Origin of the sequence: Methylobacterium sp. EM32 (assembly GCF_040593685.1) — a bacterium.
Classification (GTDB): Bacteria; Pseudomonadota; Alphaproteobacteria; order Rhizobiales; family Beijerinckiaceae; genus Methylobacterium.
The window spans coordinates 82,747-98,352 of record NZ_JBEXZS010000234.1 but is presented as its reverse complement, the minus strand read 5'-3'; the positions used below and the strand labels follow the sequence as shown (position 1 = coordinate 98,352).

Here is a 15,606-nt window from a genome sequence, read left to right as displayed (position 1 = left end):
TCCATCAGGAGCCGAATACCGATGCGCCGCCCGACGACCTCCCTGCTGCTCGCCGCGCTCTGTCTCGGGGTCGCCCGACCGGCGGCCGCGCAGGCCGAGTCGGTGCCGCCGTTCCGCGCCCTTCAGGACAACCGGGCCATTCCCGAATCGAAGGCGCAGGTGCAGCTCTCCTTCGCACCGCTGGTCAAGCGCGCGGCGCCGAGCGTGGTCAACGTCTACGGCACCCATGTCGAGAAGCGCGCCGCCAATCGCGGCGCCATGGACGAGTTCCTGCGCCGCTTCTTCGGCGATGCGGGCCCGAACCTGCCGCAGGAGCGGGCGCAGCGCTCCCTCGGCTCGGGCGTGATCGTCGACGCCTCGGGGCTGATCGTCACCAACAACCACGTCATCGAGAACATGAACGAGGTGAAGGTGGCGCTGAACGACCGGCGCGAATTCGAGGCGCAGATCTTGCTGCGCGACCCCCGCACCGATCTCGCCATCCTCAAGATCAAGAGCCCGGGCGGCGGCCTCGTGCCGATGGAGATCGGCGATTCCGAGCACCTGCAGGTCGGCGACTTCGTGATCGCGATCGGCAACCCGTTCGGCGTCGGCCAGACGGTGACGCAAGGGATCGTCTCGGCGCTCGCCCGCACCCAGGTCGGCTCGGCCGATTACCAGTTCTTCATCCAGACCGACGCGGCGATCAACCCGGGCAATTCCGGCGGCGCGCTCGTCGACCTCAATGGCGGCCTCGTCGGCATCAACACGGCGATCTACTCGCAGTCCGGCGGCAGCCACGGCATCGGCTTTGCCATCCCCGCCAGCATGGTCAAGGCGGTGGTGGAGACCGCCAAGGGCGGCGCCAAGACGGTGCGCCGGCCCTGGCTCGGCGCCCGGCTCCAGCACGTGACGCCGGACATCGCCGACAGCGTCGGCCTCGACCACCCGACCGGGGTGCTGGTGGCCTCGATGCAGGCGAAGAGCCCGGCCGAGGAGGCGGGCCTGAAGCGCGGCGACGTCATCCTGGCGGTGGACGGCCAGTCGGTCGACGATCCGGAAGCCTTCGGCTACCGCTTCGCGCTCAAGGGCATCAAGGGCGAGACCAAGCTCACGGTCCTGCGCGGCGCCACCCGCACCACGGTGCCGGTGCGCCTCGGCCCCGCGCCGGAGACGCGACCCCGCGACACCCTGAAGGTGAAGTCCCGCTCGCCCTTCCTCGGCGCCACGGCCGTCAACCTGTCGCCGGCGGTGGCCGAGGACCTGCAGCTCGACCTGCCGGCGCAGTCGCAGGGCGACGGCGTGATCATCGCCGAGGTCGAGAGCGGCACCCTCGCCAACCAGGCCGGCCTGCAGAAGGGCGACCTCGTGGTGGCGGTGAACGGCGCCCCGGTCTCCACCACCAAGGACCTCGACCGCATGACTCGCACCCCCGCCCCGATGTGGGAGGTGACGATCAGCCGGGGCGGGCAGCAGCTGACTTCGGTGTTCAGGGGGTAGGGGGCTGCCAGTGCTGCGGCGGCATCATGCCAGGCCGTCGCAGCCCCCAACTATCACACCCTCGACGTCATCCCGGGGCCGCGCCGCGGAACCCGGGATCCATAAACGTCGACGGCGCAGAATGAAGCAGAACGCCGTTCGCCTTTTCCGTAAACCCCAGCGGTTATGGATCCCGGGTTCTCGCCTTCGGCGAGCCCCGGGATGACGTCGAGAGGGTGTAGACGGGGTGCGCGAACCCTTTGTTCGCTCCGGTCGTCCGCTACGACCGCACTTCCCGCTTCGCGACGAAATTGATCTCGTCCACCAGCACATCCTTGACGACATCGCCCCCCAGGCGCTCGTTCACCTTCGCCCGCACCTCGGCCAGCCGCTTGGTGATGTCGTATTTCGCCAATTTTCGGAAATCGAGGGACGTGTCGCCGTAGATCTGGCGGAAGGCCTCGTCGACCACGAAGGCGTTGGGCGGCACCGGCAGGGTGTGCATCAGCTTGGCGTCGGCCGTGAAGACCAGCACGGCGATGACGTAGCCCTGCACGCGCCCGTCGGCGATCATCGGGATGTTGATCGGCGCGAGCTTCTGGTACTGCAGGCCCTCCAGGTACGGCTCGGTCTTCTTCGAGAAGATGCCGCCGCCGAAGGTCACCGCGCCGTAGCAGGACGCGATGGTGACGGCGCAGATCCAAAGGCCGGTGATCAGGATCTTCATGACCGGGGGCTCGTCCGCGCCGAGTAGGTGCCGTCGGAATCCGCGGCCAGCGCGACCTGCGTCAGGGTGTCGTCGATCTCCTCCAGCGCCCGCAGGTGCAGGGCGACGACCTGCTGGTTGCGGGCGAGCTTGTCGCGCAGGCGCGCGAGGTGGATCCCGACGGTGGCGTCGAGCGCCGCGACGTCGAGGCCGCGGGTGAGGCGGGTGAGTTCGAGGAGCCCCTGGCTCTTGCGGCGGTTGAGGCCGTCGAGGTCGGCGGGGGCATGGGCCTCCAGCGCCTCGGTCTCCTCCTCGACGACGGCTTCGAGCCGCTTGATGCAGGCGAGCAGCATGGCGGTCACACCTTGGCCGCGGGATTGGCGGCGTCCGCTGGCGCGGCGGCCGGAGTGCCGGGATGGGCGGCGTTCAGCATCTTGGCGATGCCGATGCCGCCGGCCTTGGCGATCTGGGTGCCGATCTGCTCGGCCAGCATCGACTTCCAGATGCCGCCGGCATTGCCCTTGCCGTACACGGTCTCGGACTTCTCCGGCATCATCGCCTCGACGAATTGCTGCAGCACCAGCCCCTCGAACTTCTTGTAGGGGTCGCTGCCGGCGCCGGTCAGCGCGGTCTGGTTCTGCAGATTCATGAGGGAGCCGCGGGCGTCGAGCGGCATGTGGGTCGAGAGCCCGACGTCGCGGGCCGCGTCGGCGAAGGCGGTGGCACCGGCGCTGCCCGGCTGCGACAGCTTGGCGGCGGCCTCCTGGTAGCGCGACGGATCGGCGGCCCGGGCCACGTCGAGCACGATGTCGGAGGGCGGGGAGATGCTCATCGGCAGCCGGGTCCGGATGGAAGGGTCAACGCGGTCTTAACGGGCCTGGCTTACGGGAGGCTTGCGTCGGGACGTCCGGGACGCGCGGACGCTCGGGCCACTTGGCCGTCGAGGCGCTCCAGGTCGTCGCGCTTGTCCGCCTCGCGCCGATGGTCGTCGGCCCGGCGCTCGGCGAGCGCCTCGGCCCGTTTCTGGGCGAGGCCGCGCTCGCGGACGGCGTCGGCCTGCGCGGCGGACTCCGCCTCGACCGCGGTGGCTTGCGTGGCGAGCCCGCGCAGGCGCCGGGCGGTCGCCTCCAGCAGCATCGGGCCGTGGTCGGAGGAGGCGAGGGCGGCGAGCAGCCGCGCACGGTCCGCCTCGATCTCGGCGGCGCGTTCGCGGGTGGCGGCGAGCTCGATCTCCGCCGCGCGGCGCATCTGCTCCTGCACGGTGACGAGGCGCTTCGCGCGCTTCAGCCGGTCGCCGGTCGTCCTCATCCGCGCACCAGCCAGGCCGCGTATCCGAGGAGGAACTGCGTCATGAACTCGCCCGCGAGGTAGTAGAGCATCAGGAGACCGCCGAACATCACGAACGGCGTGGCGACGAAGTAGACCGGGATCGACGGCGTGAGCTTGTTGACGAAGCCCGCCGCCAAGTTGACCAGGATCGCGTAGATGATGAACGGCGCGGTGATGCGTAAGCCCAGCATGAAGGCGCTGGCGACCTGGTCGACGATCCGGGTCAGCATCAGCTGGGAGCCGAGCCCCTCGCCGGGCGGGATGCGGGCGTAGGATTCGACGAGGCCGCGAAACAGCTCCCAGTGCAGGTCGGCGGCGAAGAGGAGCGCGGCCGCGGTGAGCAAGATCAGCCCCTCGACCGCCGGAACTGGATCGATGCCCTCGACCGGAGAGCCCGGCATGCCGCCGAAACCCACCATGGTCGAGGTCGCGTTCATCACCGTCTCCAGCACCAGGATGAAGATGCGGCCGAGGAAGCCGATCATCAGCCCGGTCAGGGTCTCGCTGACGATCCAGGCGAGCGTCTGTATCGGTTCCTGGCCGGCGAGCCGCGGCTCGAATTGCGGCACGATCAGGGGGGCGATGGCCAGCGAGACGGCGCCGGCGATGAGGAGCCGGACTTGCTGCGGCACCCGCGGGCTGGAAAAACCCGGCACGACGAGCAGGCAGCCGCCGACGCGGCAGAAGATCAGGAAGACGGCGAGGAAGCTGTCCGGCCCGATCTTCGTCACGAGACGGTGCCCAGCGACTTGATCTCGACGCCGCGGGCGATCTCGAGATGCGAGAGCACCGGCAGGGTCGGAAAAATCCGCTCGATGATCATCCGCACGTAGGGCCGCGCGTCCGGCGCGGTGACGAGGGCGAAGCCGTGCACTTCCCGCATCCGGGCGCGGATCGCCTCCGCGGCCTCGGTGCCGAACTGCTCGACGAGGCGCGGGTCGATGTCGAACTCCACCACCTCGCCCTTGGCGTCGCGCTTCAGGCTCTGGTGGAACGACAGGTCCCAGCTGGCCCCGAGACGCAGCACGCTGAGCACGCCGTTCTCGGCGAGGTCGCCGCAGATCTGCTGCGCCATGCGCATCCGCACGTGCTCGGCGATCTGCTCGGACCGGCGTGCGTGCGGGGTGATCTCGGCGATGGCCTCCAGGATCAGGTGCAGGTTGCGGATCGAAACCCGCTCGGCGAGCAGCAGCTTCAGCACCGCCTGCAGGCCCGAATAGGAGATCTGCGACGGGCAGATCTCGTCGAGCAGGCGCTTGTATTCGGGGTCGAGGCGGTCGAGCAGGCCGCGCATGTCCTTGTAGGAGAGGAATTGCGGCAGGTTGTTGCGGATCACCTCGGAGAGGTGGGTCAGCAGCACCGAGGCGCCGTCGATCGGCTCGAAGCCGCCGCGGCGGACCTCGCCGGCATAGGAATCCATCACCCAGAGCGCCCTCAGGCCGAAGGCGGGCTCGCGCACCTCGTCGCACGGCACGTCGGGCTTCGGCCCGTCGCCGACCACCACCATCATCTCGCCGGGGCGGATCTCCTGGGAGGCCGCCACGGTGCCGTGGATCAGGATCTGGTAGCTCTTCGGCGGCAGGGCGAGGTTGTCCGAGACCTTGATGTCCGGCACCACGAAGCCGTACTGGCGGGCGAACTTGCGCCGCATCTTCGCGACCCGGTGACCGAGCTCGGCCTGCGAGCCCTGGATCTGCGAGGCGGCTTGGCGGCCGAGGCAGAGCTCGATCTCCGGGGTCTTGAGCGATTCCTTGACCGAATCCTTCTCCTTCGCTTCTGCCTGCTTCACCATTTCCTCGGCCTTGGCCTTCGCTTCGGCCGCCCTGGCCTGGGCCTGGAGCCGGCGCGGGATGGTGCGGGCGATGAAGAACAGGAGGGCACTCAGGGCCGTGAAGGGCAGGAAGGGCAGGCCCGGCACGAGGGCGAACACGCCCATCATCGCCGCGGCGACGAGGAGCGCGCGCGGATAGGCGCCGAGCTGGCCGATCACCGCCTGCTCGGCGGTGCCCCGCGTGCCGCCCTTCGAGACCAGGAGGCCGGCGGCGAGCGAGACGATGAGGGCCGGGATCTGCGAGACGAGGCCGTCGCCGACCGAGAGCTTGGTGAAGATGTCGGCGGCGGTGCCGAGCGGCAGGCCGTGCCGCGTCGTCCCGATGATGATGCCGCCGAAGACGTTGACCGCGATGATGATGAGCGAGGCCACCGCCTCGCCGCGGACGAACTTCGAGGCGCCGTCCATCGAGCCGAAGAAGGCGCTTTCCTCCTCCAGTTCGCGGCGTCGGCGCTGCGCCTCCTTGTCGTCGATCAGCCCGGCATTGAGATCGGCGTCGATCGCCATCTGCTTGCCGGGGATCGCGTCGAGGGTGAAGCGGGCGCCGACCTCGGCGATGCGGGTCGCGCCCTTGGTGATGACGAGGAAGTTGACGGTGATCAGGATCAGGAAGACCACGATCCCGATCACGAAGTCGCCGCTCATCACGAACTGCGAGAAGCCCTGGATGACGTGGCCGGCGGCGTCCACGCCCTTCTGGCCGTTGGCCAGGATCAATCGCGTCGTCGCGATGCCGAGCGCCAGCCGCAGGAGCGTGGCGATCAGCAGGACGGTCGGGAAGGACGAGAATTCGAGCGGCTTCTGGATCCAGAGCGCCACCATCAGGATCAGCACCGACAGGGCGATCGAGAAGGCGAGCCCGACATCGATGAGAACCGCCGGCACCGGCAGGAACAGCACCGCCAGGATCGCCACGATTCCGGCCGCGAAGCCGAAATCCCGCCGCGACTTGCGCTCGACCGCTACTGCCGCGCCCACCGCCATGATCCCACCACCCTCCGCGAAGGATTTTCGCGGGCCGGTGTGCCACGGCTAGCTTGCGCGGGGGTTGGGGCGTTCAGTGTCCTGGCGCAGCGCCCGCTGCGCCGACGCCACGGCGAACCGCGACGGTGATCGGCGAGCGTCGCACGGAGGCTCAGAATCCCGTCGCGATCCGCCCGTAGGCGGCCTCCGCGAAGGCGTGGATCTGTCCGCCGACGAAGGTGCCGGTGACGAGGAGGACGAGCAGGATCACCACGATCTTCGGCACGAAGGTCAGGGTGACCTCCTGGACCTGGGTGAGGGCCTGCAGGAGCGCCACCGCGATGCCGACCAGCATCGCGGCACCGACCGCCGGGCCCGCGGCGACGATCACCGTCCAGATCGCGGCGCGGACGAGTTCGAGGGCGTCGACCTCGTTCATGAGGGGCTCCTTGAGGGATCTCCGGGGCGCGCTCCGGAAACGCCGGCCTATTGTATCACGACGCCGGAGGTCAGCAGCACGTCCTGGCCGCTGGTCAGCCGCGCCAGCGCCCCATCGGCCGTCACCCGCACCGACTGGACGGTGCCGGTCTGGGTACCGTCGGCCGAGGTGAGGGTGCGGCCGATCACCGTGTCGGCCTGATCGAGGAAGCTCGAAGCGAGCAGCGAATCGAGCTTCGTGTTGGTCTTCGTCGCCTGTTCCACCTGCGAGAAGGTGGCGAGCTGGCCGACATACTCGGTCGAGTCCATCGGCTTCGTCGGATCCTGGTTCTTGAGCTGCGCCATCAGCAGCGTCAGGAAGGTGTCCGAGTTCATCTTCGCGGCGAACGAGCTGCCGGCCTTGGCGGCGGCCGCGGTCGCGGTGGTGCCCGAGCTCGATGTGGCGCTGTTGGTGATGTCGACGGTCATTCAGGCCTCCGGGTCTCGGGCGGGCAGGGCGGCGGAAGCGGCGCGGCGGCTCACCGCCGGGGACCGCACGGTGGCGCGCTCGCGGGACCGCTCGGGCAGGCGGGTCCGGCGGGCGAGGGCGGTCAGGCCCGGGCCCGGCGCCGGGGCGGCAGGCGTTTCCCCGGCGCTCATCAGGGCCGCCTCAAGGGGATAGAGCCCGCGGATCAGCTTCAAGGCTTCGAACAGGCGGCCGCCCTCGACGAGCGCATGGGCGGCGGCGAGCCCGTCGCGCAGGACCGTCTCGCCGGTCGCCGCCAGGAGGCCGTCGCGGAGGCCGTCGTAGAGCGCCCGCGCCGCCGCGGTCTGGCCGGGATCGATCAGCATGGTCTGGGCGGCGAAGTAGAGCTGGCGCAAAGGCGTCGTCGCGTCCTCGGCCTGCAGCACGTGGCTCTCGAGCAGGAAGGTCGCGTCGTTCAGAAGCTCGACCGCGACCTTCCGGTCGACCCGCAGCACGGCACCGTTGATGTAGATCCGCTCTCCGGCGCGCAGCGACAGGCGCATGGCGCGGCTCACCGGAGCCCGTCGCGGATCGAGGTGTTCACCTCGATCAGCGCGGCGAGGCTGCGCTCGGGCGAACTCAGCACGGCGCCCGCCTCCTGCATGGTCCAGGCGCCGATCGACACGAGGTCGTCGCGCAGGGCGGGGGGCAGGGCATTGTCGGGACCCAGGAGGTCGGCGATCAGGATGTTCCACAGATCCTGCACGTAGCCGACCGCGGCGGTCCGCTCCGGCCCGGCGAGGCCGCGGGCCTCGACGTCGCGCAGAAGGGTGAGGGCCCGGTCGAAGGCGGCGCGCTCGCGCTCGCGGCCGACCTCGGGCGCGTCCTCCAGGATCTCGGAATAGGAAAAGCGATACATCGGGCCGATGCCTCGTCGGTCTGGTGTCATGCGCGTCTGGACGCGGCGCGGGAGCGGACGGCGGGTCGCAGGGCGCTTACGCGACGTATTTCAGGAGCGACAGCTCTTGGATCTGCGCGGTGAGCGAGTAGGACATCTGGAGCTGGGTCTTGGCGGCGGAGAACCGGGTCTGGGCCTCGATCGGGTCGACCTCTTCGAGGGCGGCGATCTCCGTCTTGATGCGGGCGGATTGCGCGTCGAGCCGGGCATTGGCGTCGGTGATCCGCGACTGGCTGCGGCCGAGATCGGCCTGGAGCGAGACCAGCCCCGTGCTGGCCTGGCTCAGGAGGCCCATCGCCCGGTCGGAGACGACAGCCTGGGCGTCGGCCGAGAGGCCGGCGAGGCCGAGCCCCGACACGATCGCGGCCTGCGCGAGCTGGCGGAACGCCGTTCCGTTGGCGCTGACCGAGGTGGTGACGGTCTCGCCCAGCGAAATCCGGCTGGCCACGGCCGTGTCCGAGGCCTGCGACCAGGTGGTGCCCCAGTTCGGGTCGGCGAACTGGGCCGCGAGCGTCCCCTCGAGGAAGCCCTTGATCTGCGACGCCGTCAGGGTAGAGGCCCGGGCATCATTCGGCGGGAAGCCGAAGGCGGCCTGGAACGCCGTCGTCGCGGCGGTCGTCGCAGCCGCCACGGCCCCGTCGCGGATCGGCTGGACGCCGGTGTTGATGCCGGAGAACAGGGCCTGCCCGCTCGCCGAGGAGTTGAGCAAGCCCGTCAGCGACGCGAGGGTGTCGCCGGCCGAGGCCGCCATCGCGGCGACGCGCTTGTCCGCCGGCAGGCCGGTCAGGCTGGCGAATTGCGCGTCGGCGGATTTCTGCAGCTGCTGCAGGACGGTCTGGCTCGTCCCGAGGCGCAGCGCGGCGAGGCCGTTGCTGTCCTTGAGGGAGGTGATCTCCGCCGCGCTCTGGCGCAGGGACAGGCTGCGGCTGACCTGGCCGCCGAGGGCGAGGCCGACATCCGCGTAGCGTCCCCCGGCGACTTCCTGGTTCGCGTTGGCCAGCTCGGTCTGGAGCCGGGCCGTGGCGCTCCGCGGCGCGTTCCACAGGCTCAGGCTGGAGATGTAGCTCGTGGTCATCATGGCGGGCAGGGCTCTGTCTTGCGGGGGCCGGGAGGACTCACCGGATCGCGGTCAGGAGGGTCTGGAGCAGGGTATCCACCATGGTCAGGATCTTGGCCGAGGCGGTGTAGGAGCGCTGCAGCTGCAGCATCTGGGCGGTCTCGTCGTCGCCGTTGACGCCGACGGCGTTCGACAGGGCGTCCGTCGCCCGACTGAGCACGGTCTTCTGGTAATCGACCTCGCCGGACGCGGCCTTGCGGGTCGCTTCGAGCCAGCCGGCGGAATCCGCCGCGAAGCCCGCGAGCGTCGCGGTCTCGTTCAGCGGCGGACCCGGGGTGAAGCTGCGCGCCGTCGCGAGCCCGTCGGTCAGGGCGCGCAGGCGCTCGGCATAGGCCGCGTCGCCGCCCGGGTTGGACCGGTAGGCGCTGCCGTTCATGCCGCCGTCGCGCAGGGCGGTGACAATGCCGCCCGCCTGCGGGTCGGCGGCGGCGTTGAGCGCGATGCGGCCGGCGAGCCCGGCGACCGAGCCCGGCAGGGTGCCGCCGGAGCCCGCGGTGAACAGGCCGGCCTTCGGCCCGACATAGGCCGGAGCGCTGCGGGTATCGGCCTCCTTGAAGGTGTCGACCAGGGCGCCGGCGATGGCGTCGAGCTGGTTCTCGTAGGTGACGGCCGCCTCGTCGCGCAAGGACGCGAGGCCGGCGAGCCGCCCGCTCGCGAGGCGCATCGGGGAACTGGCCCCGGTGACCGGCACCCCGTCGACCATCACGGCCGCACCGACCGTGCCGGCGGAGAACGCCGCCGTCGGGGTGAAGCTCACCGTCCGGGCGCCCCGGTCGAACAAAGCCACGCCGCTGTCGGTGGTGATCGCCATGTCGCCGCCCGGCCGGTCGGAGACCGAGATGCCGATCTCGGCCGAGAGCTGCGACAGGATGCGGTCGCGGTCGTCGAGGCTGTCGCTGACGTCCTGGCCGCTCGCCGTGCCGCGCATCACCGCCTTGTTGGCCAGGTCGAACTGGCCGAGCAGGTCGTTGATCCGCGCGACCGAGTCCGCCATGCCCTGGTCGGCCTGGAGGCGGGCGCCGTGAACCGCCTCCGCCGCGCTGTTGAGGCTCGTGGCGAGGTCGCGGGCGCTCTCGATCGCATTCCGGGCGAGGACGGCGTCGTCCGGGCGGTTGCCGGCGGCCTGGAGCGCCGCGTTGAAGGCGCCGAGCCGTGCGGCCGGCGAGCCCGCGTCGCTGGTGTCGCCGACCGTCTTCGACAGGGCGGTGAGGCCGTCGAGGAGGGCTTGGCCCTCGGCGGCGGCCGAGGCCGCCGAGAGCTTGCGGGTGAACAGGGCCGCATCGCTCGCGCGGGTCACGACGACGGTGGTCCCGCCGGCACCGCTCACCAGGCTGACGACCTTGCGCGAGTAGCCGGGGTCGTTCGCCCCCGCGGTGTTGCGGGCGGTGGTGGCGATCTGGCTCGACGTCGCGAGGAGCGCCGAGCGTGCCGAGTTGAGCGCGAGCGAGAGGCCCATCTGTCAGCTCCGGATGACTGTTCTTCGGCCGCTACCGCTTCAGGCTCATCAGGGTGTCGAGCATCTCGTTGCCGGTCGTGAACACCTTCGAGTTCGCGGTATAGGTCGATTGCGCCTCGATCATCGCGGTGAGCTCGGTGCTGACGTCGACGTTCGACTGCTCGAGGGAGCCCGACAGGATCCTGCCGCGGCCGCCCTGGCTGGCGAAGCCGACCTGGATCGCGCCGGAATCGACCGTCGGCCGGTAGACGTTGCCGGAGCGTGGCTCGAGGTTGTCGGCGCTCGGCACGGTGGCGACCGGGATCTTGAAGGCCGCGAGGCGCGTGCCGTCGTCGAAATTGGCGTAGACGGTGCCGTCCGCGTCGAACGATGTGCCGGTCACCGCGGCCGGCGCCTGGCCGTTGGCCTTGCCGTCCACCGCGTAGTCGCCGGCGAGCTGGGTCATGGCGGAGAGGTCGAGGGCCATGCTCTGACCGCCCGGGACAGTCAGGGTCATGGATTTCGGGCCCGTATAGGGGCCTGCCGCGGCACCGGTGCCGGTGATCTTGCCCTGGGCGTCGAAGCCGAGCGTGGTGCTCGCCAGCGGCGTGCCGGCCGGCAGGGCCGGGGTGGTACCCGCGGGCGTCGGGTTGGCGGCGGCGTCGTAGAGCGAGACCGTCCAGGTGTCGTTCGCGTTCTTCGCCACGTAGATGTCGACCGTCCGCGCCTTGCCGACGTTGTCGTAGGTCACGAGCGAGTACTTCTTCGAGTACTGGCCGATGGCGGCTGCGTTCGCGTCGACCGGAAGCTTGCCCGACAGGGTGCCCTTGGTGGTCGGCGTCGCCCGGCTGCTGACCGAGGCGAGGCTGATCGGAACCATGTCGGCGACGCCGTTGAGGGTCGTCGAGGGCTCGCCGTCGAGCAGGCTGTAGCCCATCAGGGTCATGCCGGCGGCGTTGGTGAAGGTGTTGGTGGTGGCGTCGATCTTGAAGTTGCCGGCGCGGGTCAGGAGCGGCGCGCCGGACGGGTCGTTGACGACGAAGAAGCCGTTGCCGTCGATCGCGAGGTCGGACTTCGAGGTCGTGGCGTTGATGGTGCCGCCCTCGCTCACCGTGCGCCGCACGGTCGTATTGACCGAGCCGGAATTGTAGTTGCCGGTCCCGGTATCGGCGATCAGCAGCGAGGAGAACTCCGTCGAGCTGCGCTTGTAGCCCGTCGTGCCGGAATTCTGGATGTTCTCCGCCACCGTCGAGATGCGGTTGGACTGGGCATTCATGCCCGAGACACCGGAGCGGAGCACGCCGATGAGACTCATTGCGGGACCTCGTTCGTCAAAATGCTTCGAATGGGACGCAGGCAGGACGGGGCTCGCGAGGATGCGATTCGCGAAGCCGGAACGTGGAGCGGAATAGACCCGCACAGGCTTGCGCGGGGCTTGAACGGCACGGGCGGGGGCAGGCTCGAGGGCATCGCGCGTCTAGCCCCGCAGGCTCTGGGCGAGTTCCAGGAACGCGTCGCGGCTCGGCGGCTGGCCCGGATCCTGGCGGAGCGCCTCGTAGATCCGCGGCACCAGGCCGATGGCCTGGTCGAGCTCGGCATCGGTCCCGGCCCGGTAGCCGCCCATCAGGCGCAGGTCCCGGGTTTCCTCGAAGCGCGCCATCATCGCCCTGAGCTTGCGGATCAGGTCGCGCTGCTCGGGCGTCCAGACCTCGGTGGCGAGGCGCGAGATCGAGCCGAGGAGATCGACCGCGGGATAGCGCCCCTGCTCAGCGATGGCCCGGTCGAGGACGACGTGGCCGTCCAGCGTGCCCCGGATGCTGTCGGCGACGGGATCGTTGTGGTCGTCGCCGTCGACCAGCACCGAGAACACGCCCGTGATGGTGCCGCGGCCTTCCAGGCCCGGGCCGGCCCGCTCCAGCAGGCGCGGCAAGTCGGAGAAGACGCTCGGCGGGTAGCCGCGGGCTACCGCCGGCTCGCCGGCCGCCAGCGCCACGTCGCGGGCGGCATGGGCGTAGCGGGTCACCGAATCGACGATCAGGAGCACCGATTCGCCGCGATCGCGAAATGCCTCGGCGACGGCCAGCGCCACCTTCGGCGCCTGGCGGCGCATCATCGGGCTCTCGTCGCCGGTCGAGACCACCACCACGGCGCGGTCGCGGCTCGGCGCCAGGGCGCCTTCGAGGAACTCGCGCACCTCGCGCCCGCGCTCGCCGACCAGGGCGACCACGACGCTGTCGAAGCCGTCGGCCCCCGCCAGCATGGCGAGCAGGGTCGACTTGCCGACGCCGGAGCCCGCGAAAATGCCGATGCGCTGGCCGGCGCAGAGCGGGGTGAACAGGTCGAGCGCCCGGACCCCGGTGCGCAGGGGGGCCCGCACCCGGGCCCGGCCGAGCGCCGCCGGCGGGTCGGCGTCGAGGGGGACGGCGAGCGCGCCGGCGCTGAGCGGTCCCGCGCCGTCCACCGGGCGCCCGAGGGCGTCGATGACCCGGCCCTTCCAGCTCGGATCGGGCCGCAGCTCCGCCGGCCCGAGACGATGGGCGATCGTGCCGATCCCGGCCTCGATCCGGCTCTCGTAGCCCTTGAGCGTCGCGCCCTCGGCATCGACCCGGACGATCTCGCCGACCTGCGCGCGCCCGTTGGCGGAGAAGCTCATCCGGTCGCCGAGGCGCACGAAGGGGGCGACGCCGCCGATGCGGCAGGCGCTCGCCGTCACCTCGCGGATCGGTCCGCCGATCCGCACCAGGGCTCCGTCCTGCCGGGCCGCCGCCATCGCCTCGGCGAGGCGCGCGATCGGGTCCGGCGCCACGGGATGCGCGACCATGATCTCAGCTCCCCTGCGGCGAGAGCGACTTCACGGCGCTCTGGAGCGAGGACTCGGCCTCCGCGGTCGCGGTGGCGGCGCTCTCGAAGGCGCGCTGGATGGTGATGAGCTTCGTCATCTCCATGATCGGGTTGACGTTCGAGCCCTCGACGTAGCCCTGGACGACCCCGATGCCGGTGAAGTCCTGCACCGGCCGCACCGGCAGGCTGGAGGTCACGGCGTTGCCAGGCGCGCGAGTGAGCGTGCCCTTCTTGTCGAGGATGAAGACGCCGAGCGACCCGACCTGGTTGGTGCCCTGGTAGATGCTGCCGTCGCGCCCGATGGTCGGCGGACCCTGTTGCGGGTCGAGGAGGAGGGGCGAACCGCCGGGATCGAGCACCGGCTGCCCGGTGAGGGTGCGCAGCTGCCCGGTGGCGTCCATCGTGAGGCGCCCGTCGCGGGTATAGACCGGACCGGACGCTCCGCCGATGCCGAGCCAGGCATCGCCCTGGATCGCGACATCGAGGGGGGAATCGGTCTTGGTGATCGGCCCGGAGGCCCGCGACAGGTAGGTGTCGCCCGAGCCCACGAAGGCCACCGCGCCCTTGGTCGCCTGGGCGAGCAGGGCGGAGAACTTCGTCTCCTCGGCGCGGAAGCCCGCCGTCGCCATGTTGGCGACGTTGTTGGCGATGGTGGTCAGGCGCTTGTCGAGGGCGACCTGGGCCGAGAGGTTGACGTAGAGGCTGTTCTGCATCGCCGCCTCACGCCTGGCCGTTGCTGAACAGGGCCAGGATCGGATCCGTGGCGGTGTTGTTCTGCGCGTCCCAGATCGCCGCGAAGCGCCGGGCGAAGGCCTCGACCTTGGCCGGGTCGTTGAAGCTTGCGAAGTCGACCTTGGAGGCGATGAGGCTGGCGCGCACCGCCAGGGCCTCGCTGGTGGTGGCGCTGCTCGTCGCCGGCAGGCCGATCACCGTGTTGATGACCTGGGTCAGGGCGGGGTCGCCCAGGATGTCGTAGCCGCTCTTCAGCGAAGGCGCCTTGCGGGCGAAGTAGAGGGCAAGGCGCACCCCGGTATCCTCGGCACCGGCATCGCCCTCGAGGCTCTGCTGCAGATAGGCGTCGACCACGCCCTTGACGTTGGCGCTGGGCGAGGGATCCGTGCCGTTGCCGATGTCGACCGCGGTCTGGCCGGGAGCCGACAAGGCGGCGTTGCTCACCGTGACGGTGCGGTTCGTGCCGCCGGCGAAGTAGATCGTGTCGGCGTTCCCGCCGGTGCCGCCTTGCTCGCCGTCGTAGCCGAGATCGGCGTAGTCGGTGGTCTCGAAGCCCAGGCTGCCATTCGCCGTGAGGCCGACCTGCACCTTGCCCGCCAGCCCGCCAGCGCCGGAGGCGGCGATCTGGGCGTTGATCGCGTCGGCGATCTCGGCCGGGGTGACCTTGGCGAGATCCGCGACCTTGCCGGCGAAGGTCGCCTTGTTGAGGACGATGGCGGTGCTCTTCGTCGTGGTCGCGTCGAGCTGCGAGGAGAGGGTGAAGCTCGCCTCGTTGGTGCCGGAGAAGTTGTAGGACGCGGCGAGCGCGCCCGGGAGGGTGAGCTTCGCGCTGGCCCCCGGGAGCACGTAATCCTCCGTGACCATCGTCGGATCGGTGCCCTGCGCGGTGGCGCCGGCCGCGAAGTCGAAGGCCTTCGCGAAGGCGACGTAGCGGTCGTCGGCCAAGCGATTGGCGAAGGCCGTCGGGTCGCTCGCGCCCTCGGTCAGGACCTTGCGCATGAACGCCTTGGCATAGGTCATGTCCTCGAGGCCGAAGGCTTTCATTGCGTAGTTGTAGAGCCGCTTGTCGGCCATGAAGTCGTCGATCGACTGCACCTTGCCGATATTGGCCTGGTAGTAGGCGGTCTCGCGGGCGACGATCGGCTCGTTGCCCTTGCGCTGCAGCGAGGTCGCGAGGTTCCGCGACAGGAGCATGTAGCTCGTCAGGGTGCTGGTCACGGATTCGTCTCCGGCCCATCGGCACGGTGGGAAGGGGCTGCCTGCCGCAGCGGCACGGCACCGGGCAGGAGCCTCCGCTCTAGGAGGCCACGCTTGCTCGGGGCTTGCAGCGGCTTGCTCGTGGCTTGCTCGGGG

Annotated in this window: 17 protein-coding genes; 1 reads left to right on the top strand and 16 read right to left on the bottom strand. The window is 70.5% G+C overall.

What is annotated here, in order from left to right; genetic code table 11:
* Positions 1 to 21 precede the first annotated feature (21 nt).
* Positions 22 to 1,479, top strand: coding sequence for a DegQ family serine endoprotease (locus tag ABZT49_RS29565; protein ID WP_355291507.1), 1,458 nt, complete (start codon positions 22 to 24; stop codon positions 1,477 to 1,479).
* Positions 1,480 to 1,738: 259 nt separating this feature from the next.
* Here the strand turns inward: ABZT49_RS29565 and ABZT49_RS29560 are convergent, their stop codons facing one another.
* The 16 genes from ABZT49_RS29560 to ABZT49_RS29485 form a co-directional block, all read right to left on the bottom strand.
* On the bottom strand, positions 1,739 to 2,185 hold the full coding sequence (locus ABZT49_RS29560) for a hypothetical protein (RefSeq protein WP_355291505.1): 447 nt from the start codon (positions 2,183 to 2,185) through the stop codon (positions 1,739 to 1,741).
* Positions 2,182 to 2,517 (bottom strand): flagellar protein FlgN, encoded by a 336-nt coding sequence (locus ABZT49_RS29555; RefSeq protein ID WP_355291503.1) that lies wholly within the window; start codon positions 2,515 to 2,517, stop codon positions 2,182 to 2,184. The genes ABZT49_RS29560 and ABZT49_RS29555 overlap by 4 nt, the downstream gene beginning before the upstream one ends.
* A gap of 5 nt (positions 2,518 to 2,522) precedes the next feature.
* Positions 2,523 to 2,996, bottom strand: coding sequence for a rod-binding protein (locus ABZT49_RS29550; RefSeq protein ID WP_355291501.1), 474 nt, complete (start codon positions 2,994 to 2,996; stop codon positions 2,523 to 2,525).
* A gap of 50 nt (positions 2,997 to 3,046) precedes the next feature.
* Positions 3,047 to 3,472 (bottom strand): hypothetical protein, encoded by a 426-nt coding sequence (locus tag ABZT49_RS29545; protein ID WP_355291499.1) that lies wholly within the window; start codon positions 3,470 to 3,472, stop codon positions 3,047 to 3,049.
* A complete protein-coding gene (fliR, locus tag ABZT49_RS29540; protein ID WP_355291497.1) occupies positions 3,469 to 4,224 on the bottom strand; it encodes a flagellar biosynthesis protein FliR in 756 nt (251 codons plus the stop codon). Before fliR ends, ABZT49_RS29545 begins: the two co-directional genes overlap by 4 nt.
* On the bottom strand, positions 4,221 to 6,308 hold the full coding sequence (gene flhA / locus ABZT49_RS29535; protein WP_355291495.1) for a flagellar biosynthesis protein FlhA: 2,088 nt from the start codon (positions 6,306 to 6,308) through the stop codon (positions 4,221 to 4,223). The genes fliR and flhA overlap by 4 nt, the downstream gene beginning before the upstream one ends.
* Before the next feature lie 151 nt (positions 6,309 to 6,459).
* Positions 6,460 to 6,726, bottom strand: coding sequence for a flagellar biosynthetic protein FliQ (locus ABZT49_RS29530; RefSeq protein ID WP_355291493.1), 267 nt, complete (start codon positions 6,724 to 6,726; stop codon positions 6,460 to 6,462).
* Positions 6,727 to 6,773: 47 nt separating this feature from the next.
* Positions 6,774 to 7,193, bottom strand: a complete 420-nt coding sequence (gene flgD, locus ABZT49_RS29525) for a flagellar hook assembly protein FlgD (protein ID WP_355291491.1) — start codon at positions 7,191 to 7,193, stop codon at positions 6,774 to 6,776.
* A complete protein-coding gene (gene flbT, locus ABZT49_RS29520) occupies positions 7,194 to 7,733 on the bottom strand; it encodes a flagellar biosynthesis repressor FlbT (RefSeq protein WP_355291630.1) in 540 nt (179 codons plus the stop codon).
* An 8-nt stretch (positions 7,734 to 7,741) separates the two neighbouring features.
* A complete protein-coding gene (gene flaF / locus ABZT49_RS29515; protein ID WP_355291489.1) occupies positions 7,742 to 8,089 on the bottom strand; it encodes a flagellar biosynthesis regulator FlaF in 348 nt (115 codons plus the stop codon).
* Positions 8,090 to 8,165: 76 nt separating this feature from the next.
* Complete coding sequence (locus tag ABZT49_RS29510; RefSeq protein WP_355291487.1) at positions 8,166 to 9,206, bottom strand: flagellar hook-associated family protein; 1,041 nt, start codon at positions 9,204 to 9,206, stop codon at positions 8,166 to 8,168.
* Positions 9,207 to 9,243: 37 nt separating this feature from the next.
* On the bottom strand, positions 9,244 to 10,701 hold the full coding sequence (gene flgK / locus ABZT49_RS29505) for a flagellar hook-associated protein FlgK (protein ID WP_355291485.1): 1,458 nt from the start codon (positions 10,699 to 10,701) through the stop codon (positions 9,244 to 9,246).
* A 31-nt stretch (positions 10,702 to 10,732) separates the two neighbouring features.
* A complete protein-coding gene (locus ABZT49_RS29500) occupies positions 10,733 to 11,995 on the bottom strand; it encodes a flagellar hook protein FlgE (RefSeq protein WP_355291483.1) in 1,263 nt (420 codons plus the stop codon).
* A gap of 162 nt (positions 11,996 to 12,157) precedes the next feature.
* Entirely contained in the window at positions 12,158 to 13,501 is a 1,344-nt protein-coding gene (fliI, locus tag ABZT49_RS29495) for a flagellar protein export ATPase FliI (protein ID WP_407943596.1), read from the bottom strand.
* A 4-nt stretch (positions 13,502 to 13,505) separates the two neighbouring features.
* Complete coding sequence (gene flgF, locus ABZT49_RS29490) at positions 13,506 to 14,234, bottom strand: flagellar basal-body rod protein FlgF (protein WP_355291481.1); 729 nt, start codon at positions 14,232 to 14,234, stop codon at positions 13,506 to 13,508.
* A gap of 7 nt (positions 14,235 to 14,241) precedes the next feature.
* A complete protein-coding gene (locus ABZT49_RS29485; RefSeq protein WP_355291479.1) occupies positions 14,242 to 15,471 on the bottom strand; it encodes a DUF1217 domain-containing protein in 1,230 nt (409 codons plus the stop codon).
* Positions 15,472 to 15,606 lie beyond the last annotated feature (135 nt).

Excerpts from the sequence above, each read along its gene's own strand:
- ABZT49_RS29565 (WP_355291507.1), top strand. The coding sequence starts at position 22 with ATGCGCCGCCCGACGACCTCCCTGCTGCTCGCCGCGCTCTGTCTCGGG.
- ABZT49_RS29560 (WP_355291505.1), bottom strand. The coding sequence starts at position 2,185 with ATGAAGATCCTGATCACCGGCCTTTGGATCTGCGCCGTCACCATCGCG.
- ABZT49_RS29555 (WP_355291503.1), bottom strand. The coding sequence starts at position 2,517 with ATGCTGCTCGCCTGCATCAAGCGGCTCGAAGCCGTCGTCGAGGAGGAG.
- ABZT49_RS29550 (WP_355291501.1), bottom strand. The coding sequence starts at position 2,996 with ATGAGCATCTCCCCGCCCTCCGACATCGTGCTCGACGTGGCCCGGGCC.
- ABZT49_RS29545 (WP_355291499.1), bottom strand. The coding sequence starts at position 3,472 with ATGAGGACGACCGGCGACCGGCTGAAGCGCGCGAAGCGCCTCGTCACC.
- flhA (WP_355291495.1), bottom strand. The coding sequence starts at position 6,308 with ATGGCGGTGGGCGCGGCAGTAGCGGTCGAGCGCAAGTCGCGGCGGGAT.
- ABZT49_RS29530 (WP_355291493.1), bottom strand. The coding sequence starts at position 6,726 with ATGAACGAGGTCGACGCCCTCGAACTCGTCCGCGCCGCGATCTGGACG.
- flgD (WP_355291491.1), bottom strand. The coding sequence starts at position 7,193 with ATGACCGTCGACATCACCAACAGCGCCACATCGAGCTCGGGCACCACC.
- flbT (WP_355291630.1), bottom strand. The coding sequence starts at position 7,733 with ATGCGCCTGTCGCTGCGCGCCGGAGAGCGGATCTACATCAACGGTGCC.
- flaF (WP_355291489.1), bottom strand. The coding sequence starts at position 8,089 with ATGTATCGCTTTTCCTATTCCGAGATCCTGGAGGACGCGCCCGAGGTC.
- ABZT49_RS29510 (WP_355291487.1), bottom strand. The coding sequence starts at position 9,206 with ATGATGACCACGAGCTACATCTCCAGCCTGAGCCTGTGGAACGCGCCG.
- flgK (WP_355291485.1), bottom strand. The coding sequence starts at position 10,701 with ATGGGCCTCTCGCTCGCGCTCAACTCGGCACGCTCGGCGCTCCTCGCG.
- ABZT49_RS29500 (WP_355291483.1), bottom strand. The coding sequence starts at position 11,995 with ATGAGTCTCATCGGCGTGCTCCGCTCCGGTGTCTCGGGCATGAATGCC.
- fliI (WP_407943596.1), bottom strand. The coding sequence starts at position 13,501 with ATGGTCGCGCATCCCGTGGCGCCGGACCCGATCGCGCGCCTCGCCGAG.
- flgF (WP_355291481.1), bottom strand. The coding sequence starts at position 14,234 with ATGCAGAACAGCCTCTACGTCAACCTCTCGGCCCAGGTCGCCCTCGAC.